This window comes from Kitasatospora sp. NPDC006697, assembly GCF_042869935.1.
GTDB lineage: Bacteria > Actinomycetota > Actinomycetes > Streptomycetales > Streptomycetaceae > Kitasatospora.
Genome location: NZ_JBIAGU010000019.1, coordinates 69,548 through 85,584, shown reverse-complemented (window position 1 = coordinate 85,584; position 16,037 = coordinate 69,548). Strand labels below are relative to the sequence as shown.

Sequence of the window (16,037 nt, the reverse complement as noted above, 5' to 3'; positions counted from 1 at the left end):
TGAGCAGGAGCGATGCTCACTGGTCGCCACCTTCGGTGGCGACCCACCATCCCCAACTGTCCGGTTCGACCAGCCGGATGACGGTGGCGGGGGCGGTGCCGGGTGCGGGGTGGTCGAAGATCTGCGGGTTGTGCTCGCCGGTCTCGTACGGGCACGCGGGGTCGTGGCAGAGTGGGCCGCAGGTGAGCGTGCTGGGGGAGCCCGGGAGCGTGCCGAGCGCGCCGGCGATCGTCACGTCGCAGGGAGCAGAAGTCCCAGTTGGTGCGGGCGTAATGGTTGGCAGCGGCCAGCGCGAGCCGAGGCGGGACGTGACCGGCGAAGACAACGGCCACGGACCCGTCCTCGTAACCCCACTCCCCCACCCTCGAAGGCCCGGTAGGACGTGCCGATGGTGGTCACGGCGTCTCCTAGAGGTTGTTGGTGAAGGTGGAGCGGCCCTTGGCGATCTGCTTGCCGATGCTGGTGGTCTTGGTGGTGGTGTTGGTGGAGTGGAAGAGCGACAAGGTGGTGTCGCCTTCGCTCTTGCGGGTGCGGACCTTGGCCGCGACCACGGCGCCGACCAGCATCGCGAGGGCAATGGCGAACCACTTGAGGACGTGGACGATGCCGTCCATCGCAGGGGCCATCTCGGTGACCGCGGCGGCGACCATCCAGAACGCACCGCCGGCTGCCAGGGTGATCAGGGAGCCGTAGAGCGCGCACTGCCGCACCGCCAGCGACAGCCCGGCCTCCTCCGTGCCGGCCGTGCCCGGTTCGGCCGTGTGCTGCTGCTCGCCGAGCGGGGCGGAGTGCGGGACCGGCGCGGCGAAGGTGGCGGTGTCGGCGATGGGAACGGCGACGATACGGCCGTCGGGGGTGAGGGCGGCGACGTGGCCGGGCGGCAGGAGGTAGTCGTCCGGCCCTGCGGTCGGCAGCACGGTGTCGGCGGCGGGGGCGGCGAACTGGCGGTGGACGCTGTCCATGGGGCATCTCCGGAAGAGTCAGCAGCAGACGGGGCGGGGCCGTGCAGGGCGCTGGACGGCCGTCAGGGCGCACCGGACCCGCCCAGGGCGGTACGGGTCCGGCGCGAGTGCCGTGAGGCCGTTCTGAGCGGGTTTTTGGCGGTTCGTCAGGCGGCCTGTTCAGTGGCGGCTGGGGTGGCCCAGTGCCCGTGGCCGAGGTCGGCGACCTCGCCGGCCTTGGCGGCGCGCTTGAGGGTGGTGGTGACGGTGGACAACGGCATGCCGAGTCGCTGGGCGAGGATGCCGGTGGTCGCCTCGCCTTCGGCGGCGAGCAGGGCCAGGATCTGGCGCTTCTTGTCCCCGCGCACCGGCTGCGCAGCAGCGGGGGCGTTCACCTGCTGCTCGAACCCGCCAGCGGCGGGGGCGGACTTGCCGAAGGAGACCGAGGTCACCGGGGCGACCTTCTTCCCGCCGGCGGCAGGGGCCTTGGCGGTGCGGGTGGTCTTGGTGAGAGTGATGTCGGCCTCGGCCCCCTCGATCTCGACCAGCTCGACCTCGGTGACGCCCGGGACCGGCGGGATCTCGCCGCGGCGGCGGGCGTCCAGGCGCTCGCGCCACTGGGTGTAGGCGGGGCCGACGTGCTCGGCCGCCTCAGCGCCGAGGGTGCCGGGCGTGCCGGTCTTGGCCCACCGGGTGGCGGTGGCCTGCGGTTCGGGCGCCCAGCCGCGGAACATCGCGGAGCGCTCCTCGGTGCCCTTGAGGTAGCCCATGCCGGAGGTCGGCACGCCGGGATCGTCCGGCCAGGTGGCGGGGATGTCGTTCGGGTCGGCCGGCAGGTTGACCACGTATCCGGCCGAGCGTTCGGTGGTGCGAAAGGCGATGTTGTTGCCCGCGGTCAGCGGCTGGCGCAGCTTCGCCGAGCCGATGGCGTCGAGGGTGGGCAGGTGGCTGATCAGCCGCAGCTTGATGCCGACCTTGCGGCCCAGCACCCCCACGCGCACCGCGTAGTCGAGTGCTTCGGGGTAGGTGCCCCAGATGTCCTGCCATTCGTCGAAGCTCGCGCAGATCAGCGGCTCTTCGACCGTGGGGTTCCAGTCAGTGTCGCCCCACATCAGGTCCCCGTCGACGTCGCGCCACGTGCTCAGGGAGGAGGACTTGCTGCGGCGGGTCAGCTCGGCGTCCAGGGCGATCAGCATGCCCATGCACTCGTCCACCCCGGGGGCGAAGTAGTCCAGGTAGTCCTGCCAGAAGCCGAAGGACTTGCCTTCTTGCGGGTCCCCGCCCCAGGAGCTGATCAGGCCGGCGGCGTGGCGCTCGACGGTGAACAGTGAGCGCAGCAGTGCGGACTTGCCGGCACCGGTGGCGCCGGAGATGTGGGTGTGGACGGCGCCCCACCCTGGTCGCCACATCTGGTACTGCGCGGGGGTGCCGTCGATGTGCAGGCCGAGCTGGGCGATCCCGGTGGATAGGTCGAGGACCTGCGGGCCGGGGAAGACCGGCACGGTCTTGAGCGGGTTGCGCTCGAAGACCAGCAGCTTGGCCCGGGACGCGGCCCCGCCGGGCAGGGCGTCCATGGCCACGGAGGAGACAGGAAGGGCGTAGGCGGAGGCGATCATCGTGGTTGCGCTGATCGCGGTGGCGGTGGTCTGCCGGCCGCCATCCAGTTCCACCACGGCCTCCCAAGCCCCACCGCCGGGCCGCTCCACAATGTCGGTCAGGCGGGAACCCGGGAGGATGCCGCGGGTGGAGCCGACCTTGGACTCCCAGACCTCGATCCGCTGATCGGTCTCGGCCGTGGTGGGGCCGCCGCCGCGGATTCGGCGGCGCCACCACCACGGGATCGCGGTGGCGGGGGTCAGGGCCAGCCACCACCAGCCGGCCATCGGCGCCTGGAACGGGCCGGTGTTGGCGAGCGGCATGGCGGTCAGCAGCGCGCCGGCCGCAGCAGCGGCGGCGCCGGTGCGGATCGTCTCGGCGCGGCTCATCGGCCGGTTGGGCGGTGTCGGAAGTGCCCGGTGCAGGTGGGCGAACTTGGCGAACCTGCCGCGGTAGGGCTTCTTGCGGCGCCAGGCCCGCGCGGCCCACACGGCGGCGGGCAGGGCGGCGTCCATGGCCAGCGCCCCGGTGGTGCCGTTGGGCAGGCTGGTCAGGGCCTGCCCGTAGGCGGCCAGCACTATCGAGCCGGCCAGCGGCGGCAGGTGGCGACGGTTGCGGTACAGCTTGCGGGACGCGAACCGGGCCAGCCTCAGGGAGACGGGCCCGCCGCCGCGACCGGCCGGGGCAGCGGAAGCGTGGGTCTGGTGCGGGTTGTCCTGGGCGGGCGCGACGGCCCGGGTCCGGGTCTTCACGGACGGGTCCCTTCCGGCCGGCCGCCGGCCGGCCTGACTGAGGTCAGGTGGCGTGCGGTTCCGGGCCCAAGGGGGCGGCACCTCGGCCGGACACCGGCCCGTCCCACCCCGAACCAGCAGTTCGGGGTGGGCGGGACGGTGTCCGACCGGGACGTCACTCCGGCAAGGCGGCGCGGGTGATCAGGTCCGGTTGTAAGCCTCGCGGTTGGCGGCCGGGACCGGGGCGGAGGCGACCGCCCGGTCGATGCCGCCGTGACGGTGCTCGATGTCGCGTCCGGCGGTCAGGGCCATGCCGTTCAGCTCGATCGCGGTGTTGGCCGCGGCCACGACCTGGGCGGCCTGGGACACCAGAGCGTCCCCGACCAGCCGGAAGTCGTTCAGGGTGAGCGGGTCGAACCCGAGGGCGAGGGTGACCTGGTAGTTGCGGTCCGCCTCCACCACCTTCGCGATGACCCGGGAGTGGCGGTCGCGGGCGGCCTGCTCCTCAACCGCGGTGGCCCGGGCCAGCGCGATCAGCACCGCCCGCACCTGGCTGTAGGTGATCTCCGCCATGCGGATCTCCCTTCCTGAAATGTGCTGGTGAACGGGGGGTCGGTCAGTCGCCGTAGGTGGTGGACTCGGCCATGTCGACCGGCGCGGCGTCCACGGCTTCCTGGATCCCGCCGTGGCGGGACCAGACGTTGGACGAAGCGGTGGAGGCGTTCTGCTCGGCCAGCTCGGAGGCCTTCAGGTCGCCCTGCCGGCTCAGCCGCAGCTGCCCCAACTGCTCGGTGATCGCGGCCAGCTGGCCCAGCGTCGCATCGTCGTACTTCGCCGCCGCGGCGGCCGTGTACGCCGCTTCGGCCTTGGCCTCCAGCTGGGTGAGCCGCTGGACCGCCGCGGAGGCGTCGTCGCGTTCCATCCGTGCCCACCGCGACAGCTGGGCCAGGTACTGCATCAGCGACTCGACACCGGTCACCTCGGTGACCCGGGACGCGGAAGCGGGCAGCGTCGACACGTTCGAACTCCCATCCGAATAGGCGGTGCCCCCGCCGCCGCCTGCGGCCGGGGCGGGCGGAGCGGCCACCGCGGGAGCGGGGGCCGCAGCAGGCGCGGGCGCCGCCGGCGCCTGCCGAGCGGTGGCGGCGGGCTTGACCAGCCGCAGGCGCGGACCCGACCCGTCCGGGTCCGGCCCCGTGGGCGCGACCGTCGCCGCAGCGGGCACCGGCGCCGGCGGACCGGCCGCATCCGGGGTGTCCCGCTCGGTGTCCGGCTGCTCGCCGGCGGGCGCCGAAGCAGGAGCGGACGCCGGGGCGGGCGGGGGCGGATCGGTGGTGATGTGGACGTGGACGGTGGCGTCCGCACTCGCCGCGGCGGCTTCCCGGGCGGCGTCCACCCGGGCCGCGTCCGGGGCGACCGGGCCGCCGGTATTGACTGCGGTCTCGTCCTCCACGATCTCGGCGTCGATCACGCCGTCGTCCTCGACCACCTCGGCGTCGACCACCACGCCGCCGGCCGCCGCGGGCCCGCCGGCCGTGGCGGCGGCTCGGCGGGCTTCGCGGTCGGCCTTGGTCTTGGCGCGGCGCTCGCCGATCGTGGCCTTCGTCTCGGGCCAGGCCTTGCGCCAGCCTTCCTTGGCCCCGGAGGTCCAGGTGTAGGCGCGGGCCACGCCGTTGAGCGCGCCCTGGGCGGCGCGCTGGCCCTTGTCGGTCCAGTCGATCGGCTTCGGGGTCTTGGTGTCGCGGGCCTTGGCGTGCTGCTGGGCGGTGGCGTGCCCGGCGGTGACCCCGCCGCCGAGCGCGTACGCCAGCGCCATCAGGATCAGCAGTTCCACTGCGTGGTCCCTCCCTCAGGGGCTAGTGGATACCGAACGCGGAACCGATCCAGTGGGCGACGGTGGACACGACCCAGGTCACCGCGAGCGTCGCGGTGTGCCCGACCGGGCCAGGGATCGCCGACAGCAGGCACGGCAGCATCAGCGCCGCCCCCAGGGTGCGCGGGCCGATCTTGGAGTACGCGACGTCGCGCACGACCATCACCAGCACCGCCCCCGACACGACGAACCCCAGCCCGGCGCCGACGAAGTGCGCCAGCCACGAGGCGACGAGGTGGTTGGCCCACGTCGCCACGGAGTTGAGCACCCGGCCCAGCCCCGTGCCGGCCAGCCCTGCCCCGCCCGTCAGGAACAGCGCGACGTGCAGCCGGGGCATCTCCAGCTTCGCGAGCACCGACGACAGCGCACCCGTCAGCGCGTCCCCGCCGCCTCCGCGCCGGCCGGCCCCCGGTCCCGCCTGGCCCTGGGTGCCGTAGCGGCGCCCGTACCCGGCGGTCACGGTCGACCCGCCCGCCGCCAACACCTGCAGCGCGACCGACACACCGACACTCAGCACGCCGACGCCGGCACTCACGATGCCGTCCACAACCGTCATCGCAACCCCCTCCAAGGGTCGTTGGATCATGGGAAAGACCGGCCCGACGGACCGGCCAAAGAATCTTGAAACGGGCCCTTGCGTCACGCGACGTGACCCGCCATACTCGCGCGCGCCCGGGCGCGCCTCTACGCGTTGGGGCCGCCGAAATTCGCATCGCGATGTGTATTCGCGATGCGAAATTCGCAAACCGACTACGTAATGTGACGATCGGTCAGGTTCGATGACAGGGCGCGAAGAGTGGCGGCCAGCCGCGCCCACTCGCCCTCCTGCTGACCGGCCGGCAGGCGGCCGACCGCCGAGCGCAGGATGTCCCACTCGACCGCCGCCACCCGGTGCGGCCCCTCCGCCGCGGCCGCTGCCCGGTGCTCGGCCTGACGCTGCTTCAGGCGCTGCTCGCGCTCGGCCCGCTTCTCCGCACTCGTCAACCGTCGGCCCTGGCGGCCCGGTCCGGCGCCGCTCACCGCGGCGTCCCCGTCCGGGCCCGCTCCACGACCGGCTTGTCCAAGTCACGGTGCTCGATGACCACGGGCAAGCCGAGCTTGGTCAGCCGGGCCGCGAGTGCCATCGTCACCGTCGCGGCCCGGTGCCGGCCGCCCGCACACCCGACGGCCACCAGCACCACGCCGCCGGCCGGCCCGAGGTCGAACGCCTCCACCACCCCCGCCGTGCAGGCGACCAGTTCGCGGATGCCCGGGGTGGACAGCACCGCCCGCCGCACCGGCTCGTCGTGCGCCGTCAGGTACTTCAGCGCCGGGTCCACGTGCGGGTCGCGGAAGTGCCGGCGCAAGTCCAGCACCAGGTCCGCGCCCTCAGGCGGCCCGCCGTGCAGGAACCCGAAGCTCACCACCCGGACCACCGTCATCGCCAGCCACCTTCCTCCGCGGCGATTCGGGCCGCGGCGGCGACGATCTCGTTGTGGTCGAACGCCAGACGGCCGGGGTAGTCCAGCGGCATCCACTGCACGCGGGCGGCGTCGTCCCCGGCCCTGGCCATCGTGCTCTCCGGGACGGTCACCAGGTACGCGACGGTGACGTACCGGCCCCGCTCGTCCCGGTCGGGCGCGTCGAACACGCCGATCTGGACCAGGTCCTCCAGCCGGACCCGGACACCGGTCTCCTCCAGCAGCTCCCGCGCGGCACCCTCGCGGGACGTCTCGCCCGCGTCCACGTGCCCACCGGGCAGGGCCAGCATTCCCCGGCAGGGTTCCCAACCGCGCTCGATCAGCAGCACGTCGTCGCCCCGGACGCACACCACGTCGGCGGTGTAGCGGATCATCTCCGGCATGGTCTCGGTCATGTCGTGTTCTCCCTGGTCAGGCCGCGACGATGAGCGCGGCGGCGGTCTCGAACAGGTGGTGCCAGGACTGGTCCAGCAGGTAGGCGCCGTTCATCCCGTGGTCGGCGAGGTGGACGAAGCTGCCCTTGCCGGTCGCAGTAGCCAAGCGGCGCAGCGGCTCGCGCCGGTCGGCGATGTAGTGGGTGCCGGCCGACAGCGCCAGCGCCGCCGCGACCCGGCTCGGCCGGCCCCGGACGCCGAGCAGGGCCAGGCCGCCGACCAGGGCCGCGGCCTGTGTGGCGGTGTAGGTGGCCACGTGGGCAGCACAGGCGCGACGCCCGGCCGCACTCGACTGCCCCTCGTGGTGGTCGTGCTGGCCCTTGGTCCGGGCCTGATGGTCCGTCTGGACCCAGTGGTCCGCCACGTCCGCCGCAGCCCTGAGCAGGGCATACGCGGCGGCGAACCGCGCGGCGCGGACGCTGATCACTCGGACTCCTCGGCAGTCGTGGCGTGGTAGAAGCCGGTCAGTTCGACGGGGGTGCCGGCAAAGTGGCCGATGGCCTGCCACCAGCACTGGTCGGTGTCGTCGCTGCGGTCCTTCGTGATGGTGGCCGGGTCGATGTCCAGTGCCTGACGCCACTGCTCGAACTGGCTCAGGTCGTCGCTGAACGAGATCCGCACGCCCCAGCCCAGACCGGTGAAGGTCGGAGTGAAGATCAGGCCGAGCTGCAGGTGCGGGATCGGCAGGTCGGAGTGTGCGGTCAGCATGGCCAGCGCGGTCCCGGCGGCCTTGATCTGAATGGACGCGGTGTCCGTGGTCATGGTGTGTTCTCCCTGGTCAGGCCGCATCGGCGGCCGAGTCGATGCAGTGCAGGCACTCGCCGAAGCGGGTGGAGATGACGTACAGGCGCAGGGTGCGGCAGGTTGGGCAGGTGCGGCGGGCGCGCATCATCGCCTGGTGCGCGCCAGCGGCCCGGCGTCATCGGCCGCACAGGCATCGCCTCGTCCACCCGGGCCGCAATCCCCGTTCTCGCAACTGCCGCCGAATCAGCAGATGTTCGGGGGCCATGCGCCACGGGTAGGTCGGCATGCCGCCGTGCCGCGAACTCTCCGGGTCCCAAAACTGCGGGCGGGCTCATCGCTCGCCAGCCGCAGGAACGAGGTGAAGTCCATCGGCAGGCCGAAGACGATCTGCCACCTCGGCGGGCGCGCCGGCCGCGGCCTGCTGTGCCTCACGGGCCTCTTGGTAGCGGGCGGCGATCCAGCCGGCCGACCAGCCGGTCAGCTGCACCGCCTGGCGCTGCGACATGCCGGCCTTGAACGCCGCCTGAGCCGTCGACCGCGCCTGCTCTTCCGGCAACCGCGCAGTAGCAGGCCCGAACGACAGCAGCTCTTGCCGGATCCGCTCCGCGTCCTCGCGCTCACGGCGCTCACGCTCGCTCGCCTCGCGCTCACGCTCGACGTGCTCGGCCTGCTCCGCGGCCCGCTGCTGCTCCTCGCGTTCGCGCTCGACTTGCTCACGGCGGGCCACGGCGTCGTTCGCCTCGCGGGCCATCCGCAGCTCGTGCTCACGCTGAAGACGCAGTTGCTCATCCTCGCGGGCAAGGCGCTCACGCTCCCGCGCATCGGCACGGTCCCGCTCGGCCGCCCGCTCCTCGCGCTCCCGCTGCTGCCGCTCCTCGGCAAGCCGGCCCCGCTCGGCCCGCTCAGCCCGCTCAGCGGCCTCCCGGGCGACCAGCGCGGCGGTGATCGCCCGCCGGTACGCAAGCGAGGTCTCCGACGTGACGATCAGCAGCAGCGGCGCCACCGAGTGGACCGCCACCCCCACCAGATCGCCTTGCAGCGCCGACAATCCCACGTTGAGCAGCACCGTCATGACGCCGGTCAGCCAGCGCAGCACCGCCGGCCAGTGACCGCCGTCCCCGCCCAACCGGGCCAAGGTGGAGTCCATCCGGACCACGATCACCACCGCCGCATCCACCACCAGCGGCAGGACCGGCGCTGTCCACCGCCACCCCGACGGGGTATGGCCGGCCATCAAAGGGGTCACCGTGAGCACGGAGTAGAGCACCGCGCCAACCGTGATCGTCCACGTCCCCGCCGTCAGTGCCCGCTCGGCCGAGCGGACCTGACCCAGGTTCACCGGCCCGCTCACCCGGCCCGCCCCTCTGCCGCCCGTGAGCGGCCCGGGAGCACGCTCGCGGACTCCGTGAGCACCGGTGAGCGCCCGTGAGCGACCACGAGAACCCGTCGCTCCGGATCGGCCGCGGCAGCGGCGCAAGCGCGGTCCCGCTCATGTCCGCGGGCCACCTCGTCCGCCATCTCGGCGACCATGCCGACCAGACGGTGAGCGCGCTCACGCACCCGCCGAAGCCCCTCGCCCGCCTGGACCCGATCCGCCTCCCGGCTCATCCAGCCACCGCCGTCCCCGCCGCACGGACAGAGTCGCGGTACCGGCGGCGCAGCACCGCGCGGCGCTCGTCCGCGGTCAGGCCGCCGAACACGCCGAACTGCTCGCGGCGCTCCAGCGCACCCGCCAGGCAGGCGGCCCGAACCGGGCAGGCCGAGCAGATCGCCTTGGCACGCCGCCCGGACCAGTCCTCCTCGGCCCGCAGCAGCGCCAGCTTCTCGTCGTCGCCGTCGGCCAGCTCGGCCAGCTCGTCCTCGTCCCGGCCGAACCACAGGTCCACCGCGGCACCGCCGCAGGCGGCGCCGGGCAGCGCGCCCGCGGCGTCCGGGGCGAAGTCGAACGCGTCGGGCCCGGTCGGACGGGGCGTCAGGTGAGCGGTGCGGGTGCCGTGGATCGGGCCGTCGACCGTGACGCCCACAGCACGCATGTAGTGGAGCACCATGTCAGGCCGCCTTCCACTCACGCACCTGCACCCGGTCCGCACTGCGCAGCAGCCGGGCCTTGAACCGGCGCTCCACCGGCTGCAAGTCCCGCACCACCCCGTGCACCGCGCCGGCGGCCGGATCGTCATCGGGGTCGGTGTCCAGGTCGACGCCGAGCGCCAGTTCCTCGAACTCCTGGGGCGTGCTGGCCATCTGGCCTGCGACAATCAAACGCATGGGTCATAACTCCTTAGCTGGGATGGCCCTGAGCGGCCCCGGTGCACCACCACCGGGGCCGCAGCCATGCGGACGAAGGAAGCCGGTTGCTCGGCGAGCAGCCGCGGCGCCCGGCGAACACCCACCCGCAACAACAGGGCGAGGTGGTGCACGCCGAGCACCGTGATCACTCGTGAAGCGACCAGAAGCGAAGAGCCCCGCCGCGAAGTTCAGCGACGGGGCGACCTATGGGTTCGAGGCATGCTCAAACTCCCTGGTCAAGGCCCCTAGAGGGCAAGGTCGTTGGAAGTGCCCGTCCCACGGGCGTCAGGTCTGTCGGGCCTGGTCCGGTGCTTCATCCCTGCTCAGCACCAGCAGGGCGGCACGCCCATATAAAAGGAGGCGCTGCGTGGTCTCGCTGCCGCCGGCGAACATCACCCGGTCGCCTCGGGGGCGGTCTGTCTCATCCCGCCACGTGCATTGGAACCCCGCTGGTCCACTCGGCTCGCCATCCAGCCGTACGAATCGGCCTGGTCAGCGTCCGTCCGTCCCCACACCCCGAAAGGGGTGGCATGCCACTGCGTAGGGGGAGGGCCACGTTCATCACGGCGGTTCGCCCCCGGTCTCTCGACCTAGGCGCCTACCGTGACCGCCGCCCTCGCGTCGGTCCCGCACGATCACTCTTCAGTTCTCAAGCAACACGGCTTCCATGGCCAACCCCGAGGAGCTGACTTCCGGGCGCATTTGCGCAGGTCAAAGAAGGCCCTTCATGGACCGTCAGTTCGCCCGCCTCGTCTTGCGAGACATGTTGAACATGTCTCTTACGATGCCGAGAAGCCGACGGTTCGTCAAGTCCTTCTGTGATTTGCCGGAGTGTGTCCGGCAGCGCAGAACAAGATTCGCGCGTTCCGAAGCGTCAGAACACGACGCAGGTGGACGGTTACGGACAGTCCCGAGTACGGTCAGACCGTCCAACTTCGTCCAGGCGCCACAACATCGTCCAGGGGAGGACGGGATGGCTAATGAACGGCTCCGCGGTGCGATCCTCGCGAGCGGCATGAAGTACGAGCTGATCGCCGACCGGGTCGGAGTGAACGTGAGGACCCTCGATCGGTGGATCGCGGAGAAGGACGGCCGGCGGCCCCAACGGCGTTCTCAGTACGCGCTGGCGAACTTGCTGGGCCGCAGCCTCTCCGACCTGTGGCCCGATGAGCACACGAACGCGCAGACCGCTGAGGCGGGACGTGCAGAGCTGGTGAGGGTCTACCCGCACCGCGCAGTTGCCCCGAAGGAGCTCTGGACGTCTCTCTACGCACAGGCGACCCGACAGTTCGACCTCGTGGTGTACGCCGGCTTCTGGCTGTCGGAGGACCCTCTCTTTCTGCGGCTGATCAAGGAGAAGTCCCAGGAAGGCATACCTGTCCGGCTCATGCTTGGCGATCCATCTTCAGCGAACGTCGCGCAGCGCGGCGAGGACGAAGGAATCGGAGCGGCGATGGCCGGGAAGATCCGGAACGCCATCGCCAACTACGGGCCGCTGTTCGGCCTGCCCAACGTGGAGTTCCGGATCCACGCGACCACCCTCTACAACTCGCTCTACCGCGCCGACGACGAGATGCTTGTCAACGGCCATGTGTACGGCGTCGGGGCGTACTTGTCACCGGTCCTGCACCTGCGCCAGGTCGCCGGCGGTGAGCTGTTCCACACGTACGCCACTAGCATCGACCGGATCTGGGAAGAGTCCCGCCGGATCACGTCTCCCCAGTTCGAGAGCGAGTCGTCATGAGCCGAGTGGACTACTTCCACGACCCGAAAGCGCCGGCCGCCAACTCCGTCGTGCCGTCGGTCACGGCAGTCATCCAGGACGACGCCGGCCGGATCCTCCTGATCCACCGGACCGACAACGACCTCTGGGCGGTGCCCGGGGGCGGCCACGACATCGGCGAGTCCATCGCGCAGACCGTGGTGCGCGAAGTCCGCGAGGAGACCGGAATCGAGGTCGAAGTGCTGGCTGTGACCGGGCTGTACACCGACCCGGGCCACGTCATGGCCTACGACGACGGTGAGGTGCGCCAGCAGTTCTCGATCTGCTTCCGGGCCCGGCCCATCGGCGGCGAGTTGCGGACCAGCTCAGAGAGCAAAGAGGTCCGCTGGGTCGACCCGGCGGACCTCGATCGCCTTCCGATCCACCAGTCAATCCGACTGCGGATCAAGCACGGCCTTGAACCTGACCGCACGCAGCCGTACATCGGCTAAGCGCCGGCTGCGGCCCGCTCCAACTGCTCCGCCACCCGCTGAGCAGCGCCGTGGATCTCCGGCTCGGCTCGGCGGATGAACCGGCCCACGACGCTGTCAGGGCCGTATCGGCCCACGATCTCCGCGATCCTCTCCGGCGTGGTCGTCAGCTCGCCGTCCGGCGTGGTCGTCATGTCGCAGTAGATCAGGGCGTCGACCAGGTTCGGTTCTTCGAGCGGGAACTCCTCAGCGAGTTCTCGTTGAAGGGTCCCGCCCCTCTCCTCAGCTTCGAGCAACGCACAGGAGTGGTTGGCAACCAGCCGCACCACGCGATCGTCGACGCCGGCCGCGTCGCGGAGGAATCGGGCGCCGTCAAGCGGATGGAACCCGGTGGTGGCCAGCTTGGGGGTGTAGCCGATGTCGTGCAGCACGGCCGCAGCCTCAAGCAACTCGGCGTCCGGCCCAAGGATCGGCTGTAGCGATCGAGCCCGGTTGGCCACGCCCAACGAATGAGCCCACCGGCGTGGCAGCGGCTCGGCGAGAAGTGACTCTGCCAGGTCATACGCCCACATGATCTAGTCCCCGTTCTAGGAAGAGTGAGCAGGATTCTTGGTCTCGGGAATGGCCAGTACGACCCTCCCCTTTCCGTGCTGAGCTTCCAGGACTCCAGCGCCCTCCAACTGGGCGAGCGCGCGGCGCACGGTCCCGCGCGCGGCCCCCGTCCTCTCGCAGAGTTCCTTCTCCGAGGGATACCGGTCCCCTACCGAGAGCTGGTCGGACGCCGGCCCGATGAGCGCAGTGAGCTGGTCCAGCAACGACGGCGGTTGCTCGCCAGCCGTGACCACCAGCCAGGCGCCGCCCGGCTGAGACCTGACCAACCCCTCGCGCTCAAGCACCGCGAGTGCCCGCCGCACCGTCGTCCGGGCAACTCCGTGCGCAGCCATGAGCTGAGCCTCGGAGGGGAGCCGGCCCTCATCCGCGCCGCCCGTGATCCGGGCTCGTAGCGCGTCCGCCACCAGCAGGTACGTGCCCCGAGGACTCCGCTCGGCCACTAGCCACCCCTCTACATCGGTTCGCTCCAACCAGTTCTCGACTCCTAACTCTGCCAGGTTCACAGCATCCGCGAATCGACCAAGCCTCACTGTCCGCAGTGGATCCTCCGTACGCCGCCACGACTGGACGCCGGAGCTAGGCAGCGCCTTGCACGCCAGGCAGGGCAAGGGGTTCGTGATGGTGCCAGATGAGGGCCCTGTCGCTGGCGCGAAGTTCGGCCGCACCCCACTCCATCCGGACGATGCCGGTGTGCTGGGCACAGGCGTAGGCCACGAGTACCAGCCCCGTTGCCGGATCGAGCTGGCTCAAGTCCCGGTGGATCTCCTCGGGCGCCTGGGGCTCAAGCCCCAGGTCGAGTTCGCCTTGCATGGGGTCCGGACCGTGGCGACGGATTAGGTCCGCTCGCATGCCTGTGGCGCGTCGGAGGCGGGCGGCTGTGACCGGCACGTCGGTCTTGGCGTAGCGGAGCGGGTAGATGACGTAGCCAGCGACCACCATGACGGTGCGGCCCTGCAAGCGCACGGGGATGGCGCCGGGCAGCTGGCTGAGGCCGGTAGCGAGTTCCTCATACTGCACGGCGTAAAGGCCATGCCCATAGGCCTCCAGGGTCTGGGTGTGCACACCCTGGTGGCCATCCCTGGCCCGCTCGTGCGCGCGTACGAGGCTCGCCGGTACTGCTTGACCGACTTGCTCTGCCAAAGATCCGAAGGTCGCGCGTGCCCAGGGTGATGCAGAGTCCGAACCTGCCATCCTTCTCCCCTTCGCTGCCTTGCCCGCAGTGCGGTGCACGAACTTCGACAGTCGAGCGTGAAGGTGCTGTTGGCAAGGGCGCGTTGGGTCTCGCGGGAAGCACGAGCAACGGGCGTAGTGGCGGGCCAGTGCTGCCATGGTTCATCACGAATCGCTGTCCGCCACGATGAGCCGCTGAGGGCATCATCTGGGAGCCCAAAGGAAAGCCACCTAAGCTGCAAAGGCCTTCTCCACGGGTCCAAGGAGCGGCGCGCAGCGCCGCGGCCCCGCCCGGCTGTCCGCCGCTCCTCTCCGCCCCGCTCGGCGCCCGTCCGGCGGTGCCGCGATCAGCGGCCAGCGAGAAGACAACGGGGCTCTGCCCGAACCCCGGGGGCTCCCCTCAGGGGACTCAAGGACCGGCGCACGGGCGCAGCTCGGATGTGGTGAGTGCGGTGGGTCAGGGGTGCTGTTAACGCTGGTCGAAGGGGGTGGGCGAGATCCAGCCGGTCGGCATAGAGATCTTGTACTGAGTCGTGGGCTCAGTACTGAGACGCATGAGCTTTCCTAGGCCCGCTCTGGCCCAATGCCGCCCGGCATGGTCAGTGAACGCGATCTCCACGGCAGGGAGGCGATGCATGCCATAGTCAAAACGATCTACAGTCACGCAGAATTGCCCTGGCGGTAGGACGCCGATTGTGCGACGCAGAGTCGGTGGCGTGTCGCGGCCGTCACGTGGGCCGGCACCCTGGAGAACTACAGGAGACACCACGACGTGATACACCGGCTGCCCCGAGTTGTTGAAGAGAGCGATCCGCTGGTCGCCGTGCTCGTTGACTGTCCCCTCCAGGAACCACGCGCTGACTAGCTCTGCTTGCTGGCGGGTCGACTCCCTTCGCCGGAGCGTCTCGCTCCAGGAAATTTGGCCAACTGCCGCCACAGTGTTCCGACAGTCCCGACGGCCGTTAGCCAGTCGGTAATAAGCGGGTCTCCCATGGGAGGACCATAGACCTTCCGTGCGAAGAGCTAGGGGCGCGCCCAGCGTGAGGCTATCCACTGAACGTCTCTTCATCAGTCCACGTACTGCCGTTCCAGGCAAGGACTCGCTGGCCGGTTGTTCCGATAGTTACGAAGGGCTTGCCACCGTCATTGATCATCTGAGAGTGGCGGTGGCCGTCGATCACCATGAGCAGTTCAAGCTCCCATTCGTGGTAGCCCTCACGGGTTTGCGCCCACACATGGAACTGTTCGATCTCTCCCGGAGCCAGCGTGAACGACGGCGGCCCGGCTAGGTGCTCGTCTCGATCCAACCAGGACATGCTCCCCACTCCGTTCCAGTCGAGATTAATCTCGATCCGACGTGGGTTCATGGATGCGCCTCCGACTCTCGCACGCGCCACAACTCCGCCTTCCGGAACCGGTCGGTGTGCCCGGACATGCAGCTTGACACCTTCGATGATCAACGAGATGCCATCGCGGGCCTGCACGGTCACCTTCAGCGTGGTCTGACCCGCATCCTGGCCAGAACGTTCGCGAGCCCACCCCCACCACTCAGTGGCCAACTCAGGAGGGGCGGTAGCTATCAAACCCGGGAACCAGTAACTGGCGCCGACCCAAGGAGGGGTTCCGGCCCAGATGTTCGATGGATCTTGTTCCACCCAAGCATCGACTGGCCGGATCTTCCATACGCGTCTGGATAGCGCCTCCGCTGGCCGAGCCAATGGGTAGAGGAACGCCGTCATCAACCAGCCGAGCAAGGCGCCGGCGAACAGGAGGATGGTGTCTTTCACGCGGAGAGTCTGGCATCAAGCCACATCGCCAGGCAGCGGAACTGGCCAGTAGCGTAGGTCGACTTGCACTACAGCCTTGGCAGGCCCGCCCCACGGCATCGACCCGCTCAAGGTCGACCGCAAGAGGTCACCAACGAAGGCAGTCTTCACGGGCGAACACATGCAGCCCCGTGTCGATTGCGTGTCGACGGGAACCCGGCATAACGACTA

20 protein-coding genes are annotated in these 16,037 nt (G+C 70.4%); 2 read left to right on the top strand and 18 right to left on the bottom strand.

Going from position 1 to position 16,037, the window contains the following annotated elements; genetic code table 11:
- Positions 1-16 precede the first annotated feature (16 nt).
- The 14 genes from ACFYNO_RS25060 to ACFYNO_RS24995 all read right to left on the bottom strand — a co-directional run bounded on the left by ACFYNO_RS25060 (position 17) and on the right by ACFYNO_RS24995 (position 10,044).
- Positions 17-235, bottom strand: coding sequence for a hypothetical protein (locus tag ACFYNO_RS25060; RefSeq protein ID WP_388016569.1), 219 nt, complete (start codon positions 233-235; stop codon positions 17-19).
- A 172-nt stretch (positions 236-407) separates the two neighbouring features.
- The gene (locus ACFYNO_RS25055) at positions 408-962 is read right to left on the bottom strand and encodes a hypothetical protein (RefSeq protein WP_388016566.1); all 555 of its coding nucleotides are present in this window, start codon (positions 960-962) and stop codon (positions 408-410) included.
- Between the two features lie 146 nt (positions 963-1,108).
- Complete coding sequence (locus tag ACFYNO_RS25050; RefSeq protein ID WP_388016563.1) at positions 1,109-3,289, bottom strand: winged helix-turn-helix transcriptional regulator; 2,181 nt, start codon at positions 3,287-3,289, stop codon at positions 1,109-1,111.
- Positions 3,290-3,469: 180 nt separating this feature from the next.
- A complete protein-coding gene (locus ACFYNO_RS25045; protein ID WP_388016560.1) occupies positions 3,470-3,841 on the bottom strand; it encodes a hypothetical protein in 372 nt (123 codons plus the stop codon).
- A gap of 43 nt (positions 3,842-3,884) precedes the next feature.
- Positions 3,885-5,102, bottom strand: a complete 1,218-nt coding sequence (locus tag ACFYNO_RS25040) for a hypothetical protein (RefSeq protein ID WP_388016557.1) — start codon at positions 5,100-5,102, stop codon at positions 3,885-3,887.
- 22 nt (positions 5,103-5,124) lie between these two features.
- Positions 5,125-5,697, bottom strand: a complete 573-nt coding sequence (locus ACFYNO_RS25035) for a hypothetical protein (RefSeq protein ID WP_388016554.1) — start codon at positions 5,695-5,697, stop codon at positions 5,125-5,127.
- Positions 5,698-5,891: 194 nt separating this feature from the next.
- On the bottom strand, positions 5,892-6,125 hold the full coding sequence (locus ACFYNO_RS25030; protein WP_388016551.1) for a hypothetical protein: 234 nt from the start codon (positions 6,123-6,125) through the stop codon (positions 5,892-5,894).
- Between the two features lie 32 nt (positions 6,126-6,157).
- Entirely contained in the window at positions 6,158-6,562 is a 405-nt protein-coding gene (locus ACFYNO_RS25025; RefSeq protein ID WP_388016548.1) for an ATPase, read from the bottom strand.
- A complete protein-coding gene (locus ACFYNO_RS25020; protein ID WP_388016545.1) occupies positions 6,559-6,996 on the bottom strand; it encodes an NUDIX domain-containing protein in 438 nt (145 codons plus the stop codon). The genes ACFYNO_RS25025 and ACFYNO_RS25020 overlap by 4 nt, the downstream gene beginning before the upstream one ends.
- Positions 6,997-7,012: 16 nt before the next feature.
- A complete protein-coding gene (locus ACFYNO_RS25015) occupies positions 7,013-7,462 on the bottom strand; it encodes a hypothetical protein (RefSeq protein ID WP_388016542.1) in 450 nt (149 codons plus the stop codon).
- Complete coding sequence (locus ACFYNO_RS25010; RefSeq protein WP_388016539.1) at positions 7,459-7,797, bottom strand: hypothetical protein; 339 nt, start codon at positions 7,795-7,797, stop codon at positions 7,459-7,461. The genes ACFYNO_RS25015 and ACFYNO_RS25010 overlap by 4 nt, the downstream gene beginning before the upstream one ends.
- Positions 7,798-8,110: 313 nt before the next feature.
- Entirely contained in the window at positions 8,111-9,118 is a 1,008-nt protein-coding gene (locus tag ACFYNO_RS25005; protein ID WP_388016536.1) for a DUF2637 domain-containing protein, read from the bottom strand.
- Positions 9,119-9,383: 265 nt separating this feature from the next.
- Entirely contained in the window at positions 9,384-9,827 is a 444-nt protein-coding gene (locus ACFYNO_RS25000; protein WP_388016533.1) for a WhiB family transcriptional regulator, read from the bottom strand.
- A gap of 1 nt (position 9,828) precedes the next feature.
- Positions 9,829-10,044 (bottom strand): hypothetical protein, encoded by a 216-nt coding sequence (locus ACFYNO_RS24995; RefSeq protein WP_388016530.1) that lies wholly within the window; start codon positions 10,042-10,044, stop codon positions 9,829-9,831.
- 994 nt (positions 10,045-11,038) lie between these two features.
- Here ACFYNO_RS24995 and ACFYNO_RS24990 point away from each other — a divergent pair.
- Both ACFYNO_RS24990 and ACFYNO_RS24985 read left to right on the top strand, forming a co-directional pair.
- Positions 11,039-11,809: an XRE family transcriptional regulator gene (locus ACFYNO_RS24990; protein ID WP_388016527.1), complete on the top strand. Its 771-nt coding sequence runs from the start codon at positions 11,039-11,041 to the stop codon at positions 11,807-11,809.
- Positions 11,806-12,279 carry an NUDIX hydrolase gene (locus tag ACFYNO_RS24985; RefSeq protein ID WP_388016524.1) on the top strand — a complete coding sequence of 158 codons (474 nt, stop codon included), beginning with the start codon at positions 11,806-11,808 and terminating at the stop codon, positions 12,277-12,279. The genes ACFYNO_RS24990 and ACFYNO_RS24985 overlap by 4 nt, the downstream gene beginning before the upstream one ends.
- Here the strand turns inward: ACFYNO_RS24985 and ACFYNO_RS24980 are convergent.
- The 4 genes from ACFYNO_RS24980 to ACFYNO_RS24965 all read right to left on the bottom strand — a co-directional run bounded on the left by ACFYNO_RS24980 (position 12,276) and on the right by ACFYNO_RS24965 (position 15,827).
- Complete coding sequence (locus ACFYNO_RS24980; RefSeq protein ID WP_388016521.1) at positions 12,276-12,830, bottom strand: HD domain-containing protein; 555 nt, start codon at positions 12,828-12,830, stop codon at positions 12,276-12,278. The two genes, ACFYNO_RS24985 and ACFYNO_RS24980, sit on opposite strands and share 4 nt — an antisense overlap.
- Positions 12,831-12,845: 15 nt before the next feature.
- The gene (locus ACFYNO_RS24975; protein WP_388016828.1) at positions 12,846-13,274 is read right to left on the bottom strand and encodes a GntR family transcriptional regulator; all 429 of its coding nucleotides are present in this window, start codon (positions 13,272-13,274) and stop codon (positions 12,846-12,848) included.
- Positions 13,275-13,446: 172 nt separating this feature from the next.
- Positions 13,447-13,932, bottom strand: coding sequence for a hypothetical protein (locus ACFYNO_RS24970; RefSeq protein WP_388016518.1), 486 nt, complete (start codon positions 13,930-13,932; stop codon positions 13,447-13,449).
- Positions 13,933-15,086: 1,154 nt separating this feature from the next.
- The gene (locus ACFYNO_RS24965) at positions 15,087-15,827 is read right to left on the bottom strand and encodes a hypothetical protein (protein WP_388016515.1); all 741 of its coding nucleotides are present in this window, start codon (positions 15,825-15,827) and stop codon (positions 15,087-15,089) included.
- Positions 15,828-16,037: the final 210 nt, after the last annotated feature.

Excerpts from the sequence above, each read along its gene's own strand:
- ACFYNO_RS25045 (WP_388016560.1), bottom strand. The coding sequence starts at position 3,841 with ATGGCGGAGATCACCTACAGCCAGGTGCGGGCGGTGCTGATCGCGCTG.
- ACFYNO_RS24990 (WP_388016527.1), top strand. The coding sequence starts at position 11,039 with ATGGCTAATGAACGGCTCCGCGGTGCGATCCTCGCGAGCGGCATGAAG.
- ACFYNO_RS25010 (WP_388016539.1), bottom strand. The coding sequence starts at position 7,797 with ATGACCACGGACACCGCGTCCATTCAGATCAAGGCCGCCGGGACCGCG.
- ACFYNO_RS24980 (WP_388016521.1), bottom strand. The coding sequence starts at position 12,830 with ATGTGGGCGTATGACCTGGCAGAGTCACTTCTCGCCGAGCCGCTGCCA.
- ACFYNO_RS25025 (WP_388016548.1), bottom strand. The coding sequence starts at position 6,562 with ATGACGGTGGTCCGGGTGGTGAGCTTCGGGTTCCTGCACGGCGGGCCG.
- ACFYNO_RS24995 (WP_388016530.1), bottom strand. The coding sequence starts at position 10,044 with ATGCGTTTGATTGTCGCAGGCCAGATGGCCAGCACGCCCCAGGAGTTC.
- ACFYNO_RS25020 (WP_388016545.1), bottom strand. The coding sequence starts at position 6,996 with ATGACCGAGACCATGCCGGAGATGATCCGCTACACCGCCGACGTGGTG.
- ACFYNO_RS25055 (WP_388016566.1), bottom strand. The coding sequence starts at position 962 with ATGGACAGCGTCCACCGCCAGTTCGCCGCCCCCGCCGCCGACACCGTG.
- ACFYNO_RS25000 (WP_388016533.1), bottom strand. The coding sequence starts at position 9,827 with ATGGTGCTCCACTACATGCGTGCTGTGGGCGTCACGGTCGACGGCCCG.
- ACFYNO_RS25035 (WP_388016554.1), bottom strand. The coding sequence starts at position 5,697 with ATGACGGTTGTGGACGGCATCGTGAGTGCCGGCGTCGGCGTGCTGAGT.
- ACFYNO_RS24985 (WP_388016524.1), top strand. The coding sequence starts at position 11,806 with ATGAGCCGAGTGGACTACTTCCACGACCCGAAAGCGCCGGCCGCCAAC.